Origin of the sequence: Neobacillus drentensis (genome assembly GCF_036966985.1) — a bacterium.
GTDB classification, from domain to species: Bacteria; Bacillota; Bacilli; order Bacillales; family Cytobacillaceae; genus Neobacillus; species Neobacillus drentensis_E.
The window spans coordinates 1-3,947 of record NZ_JBALSN010000222.1 but is presented as its reverse complement, the minus strand read 5'-3'; the positions used below and the strand labels follow the sequence as shown (position 1 = coordinate 3,947).

The window sequence follows — 3,947 nt, the reverse complement described above, 5'->3', positions numbered from 1 at the left end:
AAGTTTGTCTGCCCATTTTAGACGAATTTCTGTTAATTGCTTTGCTTCAAGCAATAAGTCTTTTTTTATCGAGGCTAATTCTTTTTCTAATTCGCTTATATGCGTTTCTTTATTTTGTAATGTTTCAATTTCTTCTTCGATTTTCCCTGCGTATTCTAATATTTCATCGATTGTTTTACCGTATTTCCGTTTAAGCCGATTTATTTCATTTAGGCGATCTTCAATTTCATGCAATCGCTGCGGATCGAACTCCAATGCATCTAATTCAGTTCTTAAGGATCGTGCAGCATCCTCCAATTGGTAATAGCTATTTGATACAGCTTCGTACATGTCCTTATAGGCGTTATCAATAGAAGCAGCATCCTCAAGATGCCCCATGACCATACTAATCCAATCAAGGCCCTTTTGTTCCCCCTGTAAAGCCGTATGACTCGATTGCAGGGCTTCGAAAACTCGTTCAAAATTATTTAGTTTTCTTTTTTCTTCAAAAAGTTCTTCATCTTCATTAATCTTTAAATTTGCATTTTGGATTTCATCCAATTGAAATGAAATGAGATCAAGCCGGTGGGCAGTCTGCTGGTCATTTTCACTTAATGCTTTTAACCTTTGTAAGGTTTGCTCATAGCGTCGAAAAACTTGCTGGTATTCCCCTTGTGATGAGGAAATATCCTCCGCACCAAATTGATCTAGCAGTGTTAAGTGTCTCGACTCATCCATTAATTCTTGATGCTCATGCTGTCCGTGAATATCAACCAGTGTTGACCCAATTTCCCTAAGTGTGGAAATCGTCACTAACTTCCCATTCACCCTGCAAATACTTTTACCCGAATGGGAAATATCTCGTCGTAAAATAACCATTCCTTCATCAATGTCGATTCCAAATTCTAAAGCTTTAGAAATGACAGGATGTTTACTATCATCTAGCTGGAAAAGTCCTTCAATTTCGGCCCTCTCTTCGCCGTGCCGGACAAATTCTGCAGACCCTCTGCCGCCAACTAATAAGTGAATGGCATCAATAATGATTGATTTTCCTGCCCCAGTCTCTCCCGTTAAAACCGTTAATCCCTTTGAAAAAGTTACAGACAAGTTTTCGATAATAGCGAAGTTTTTAATAGATAATTCTGCTAACAAGGAACATTCCCCCAATTAAAGCATATCTAGGAACCGATTTGTGATAACTTCAGTATCCTCTGGAGTTCGGCAAATAATTAACATGGTATCATCACCGCAAATGGTTCCTAATATTTCTTCCCAATCCAGATTATCAATTAATGCGCCTATGGCCATTGCATTACCTGGTAAGCACTTCATGACCAGCAAATGACCTGCTGAATCGATTCGCACGAACGCATCAATTAATGATCTTTTTAATTTTTGTAATGGATTAAATCTTTGGTCGGCCGGCAAGCTGTATTTATACCTTCCATCGCTTAAGGGAACTTTAACAAGATGTAATTCCTTAATATCCCTTGAAACCGTGGCTTGGGTTATGTTGTAGCCTGCATTCTTCAGTTCATCCACTAAATCATCTTGTGTCTCTATGTCATTACTTGCAATAATTTCTCTTATTTTAATATGACGTTGGCCTTTATTCATTGTCTCACCCCATAATCATTAAAAACATTTATCTATGTATTATGTACTAATACGTGCTTCTACACATATGTTAGCCGATTTTCATAAACTTGTACATTTTTTCTTAAAATACTTACCTTTTGTTAAGAGCCTTGAATACGAAGAAAAGGATAAGCATTTGCCTATCCCTCTGAATTTTGTTTTGTTTTAAATTCTAAATGGGATTCCTTTACAATTTCAACCGGCGTTACAGGTAATTGATTATCGCCCGTTTCCCGTTCCCCTTCCCATTTTAAGTGAAGCAAGTATTCAATGTTCCCATCCCCACCAGTAATTGGTGAAAAGGATAAGTTTTTAATCGTGTAACCTTGTTGGATCGCAAAATTTATGATTTTATCAATTACTTGAAGATGCACTTTCTCATCTCGAACGATTCCCTTTTTCCCAACCTGTTCACGTCCAGCTTCGAATTGTGGTTTTACTAGAGCCACTACGTCACTTCCAGTGACTAAAAGCGTTTTTAAAACAGGCAGGATTAAAGTTAACGAGATAAAGGACACATCAATTGTAGCGAAATTCGGCATTTCTCCAATCAAATCAGCAGGTGTGACATATCGGAAATTTGTTCTTTCCATCACCACAACTCGTTCATCCTGTCTAAGTTTCCAAGCGAGCTGATTATAACCTACATCCAAGGCATAGGACATCTTTGCTCCATTTTGAAGTGCACAATCTGTAAAGCCTCCCGTAGACGATCCAATATCTAATAGCACTTTATCTGCAACACTGACATCGAAAACCTTTAAGGCCTTCTCAAGCTTTAATCCCCCACGGCTAACATATGGAAGCACTTTTCCTTTTATAGTAAGCGGGATATCAATTTTGACTTTCTCTCCAGGTTTATCCAACCGCTCTTCATTTGAATAAACAAGCCCTGCCATAATTGATCGCTTGGCCTTTTCCCTTGTTTCGATTAAACCTCTTTCTACTAGTAATACATCTAACCGTTCTTTATTTTTCATTTGTTAAGCCCTTTGTTGTTTTTTTCTTGCTAGTATGGAAACCCTTTTGACTACTTCTTCGGTTGTTAAACCAATCTCTTCAAGAAGGGAGTCAACATCCCCATGTTCGATAAATTGGTCCGGAATTCCGATTCTGTCTATGTGTGAATGATAAAAGCCATGGTTTTGCGCAAACTCAAGAATTGCACTTCCGAAACCGCCTTGTAAAACAGCCTCCTCAATGGTAAGAATCGGCAAATTTTTTGTAAGAAGATCAGTAAGCATTTTTTCATCCAATGGCTTAATAAAACGGGCATTTACAACCTTGACAGATATCCTTCTCTGTTCAAGGATCTCAGCAGCTTTTAACGCCATCGGTATAGTGGTTCCAAAGGTTAAGATAGCTGCATCATCGCCTTCTTTAAGAACCTCCCATGTACCAATTGGAATAGTATGATATTCCTGATCCATTGGAACCCCAAGTCCATTTCCACGTGGAAATCTCATGGCAATCGGGCCATCATTATAATTCAGTGCGGTGTATACCATATGTTGGCCTTCGTTTTCATCCTTCGGCATCATCAACACCATATTAGGGACATGTCTTAGAAAAGCAATGTCAAATACACCTTGATGGGTTTCACCGTCAGCACCAACTAAGCCAGCACGGTCGATCCCCATAAAGACATTTAAATTTTGTCTGCATATATCATGAACTACTTGATCATAGGCTCGTTGTAAAAAGGTTGAGTATATAGCAAGAAAAGGTTTCATATTTTGTGTAGCTAAACCAGCAGCTACTGTCGCAGCATGTTGCTCAGCGATCCCAACATCATACATTCTCTCAGGGAATTCACTAGCGAAGCCCTCGAGTTTAGAACCAACAGGCATCGCAGGTGTAATCGCAACAATTCGGTCATCAGTTCGGGCAAGCTTTCGAACGGTTTCACTCACAAGACTGCTCCAGGCTGGCGGTGGAGTTTTTGCTGGCTTAACGAAGGCGCCTGTGTCCATTTTATATGGTCCAGTTCCATGCCATGTTCCCGTTTTGTCACTTTCCGCTGGTTGGTACCCTTTTCCCTTTTTAGTAATGACGTGCAGAAGGATTGGGCCTTCTGTCTTTTTGGCATAGCTTAAGTTTTCAAATAACGCTTCAAAGTTATGACCATCAATTGGACCGAGATAGGTAAATCCTAATTCCTCAAAAAACATTCCTGAAACAAATAAATATTTAAGGCTGTCCTTCACTCTCTCAGCAGTTGCAGCTAATTTCCCACCCACTGCAGGTACTTTTTTCAGCAGTACTTCCAATTCATCTTTAACCCATTGGTACTTTCCAGCTGTACGTAATTGGCCAAGGATATTATGAAC

Annotated in this window: 4 protein-coding genes; all 4 read right to left on the bottom strand. The window is 39.3% G+C overall.

The window, feature by feature from the left end; all coding sequences use genetic code 11:
- Positions 1–1,131, bottom strand: a 1,131-nt coding sequence (locus V7659_RS15140) for a DNA repair protein RecN (RefSeq protein ID WP_335540706.1), incomplete at its 3' end; no start/stop codon positions are given.
- Positions 1,132–1,146: 15 nt separating this feature from the next.
- On the bottom strand, positions 1,147–1,596 hold the full coding sequence (ahrC, locus tag V7659_RS15135) for a transcriptional regulator AhrC/ArgR (RefSeq protein ID WP_026563645.1): 450 nt from the start codon (positions 1,594–1,596) through the stop codon (positions 1,147–1,149).
- A 161-nt stretch (positions 1,597–1,757) separates the two neighbouring features.
- Entirely contained in the window at positions 1,758–2,597 is an 840-nt protein-coding gene (locus V7659_RS15130; RefSeq protein WP_335540705.1) for a TlyA family RNA methyltransferase, read from the bottom strand.
- A 3-nt stretch (positions 2,598–2,600) separates the two neighbouring features.
- On the bottom strand, positions 2,601–3,947 hold a 1,347-nt coding region (dxs, locus tag V7659_RS15125), incomplete at its 5' end, for a 1-deoxy-D-xylulose-5-phosphate synthase (protein WP_335540704.1).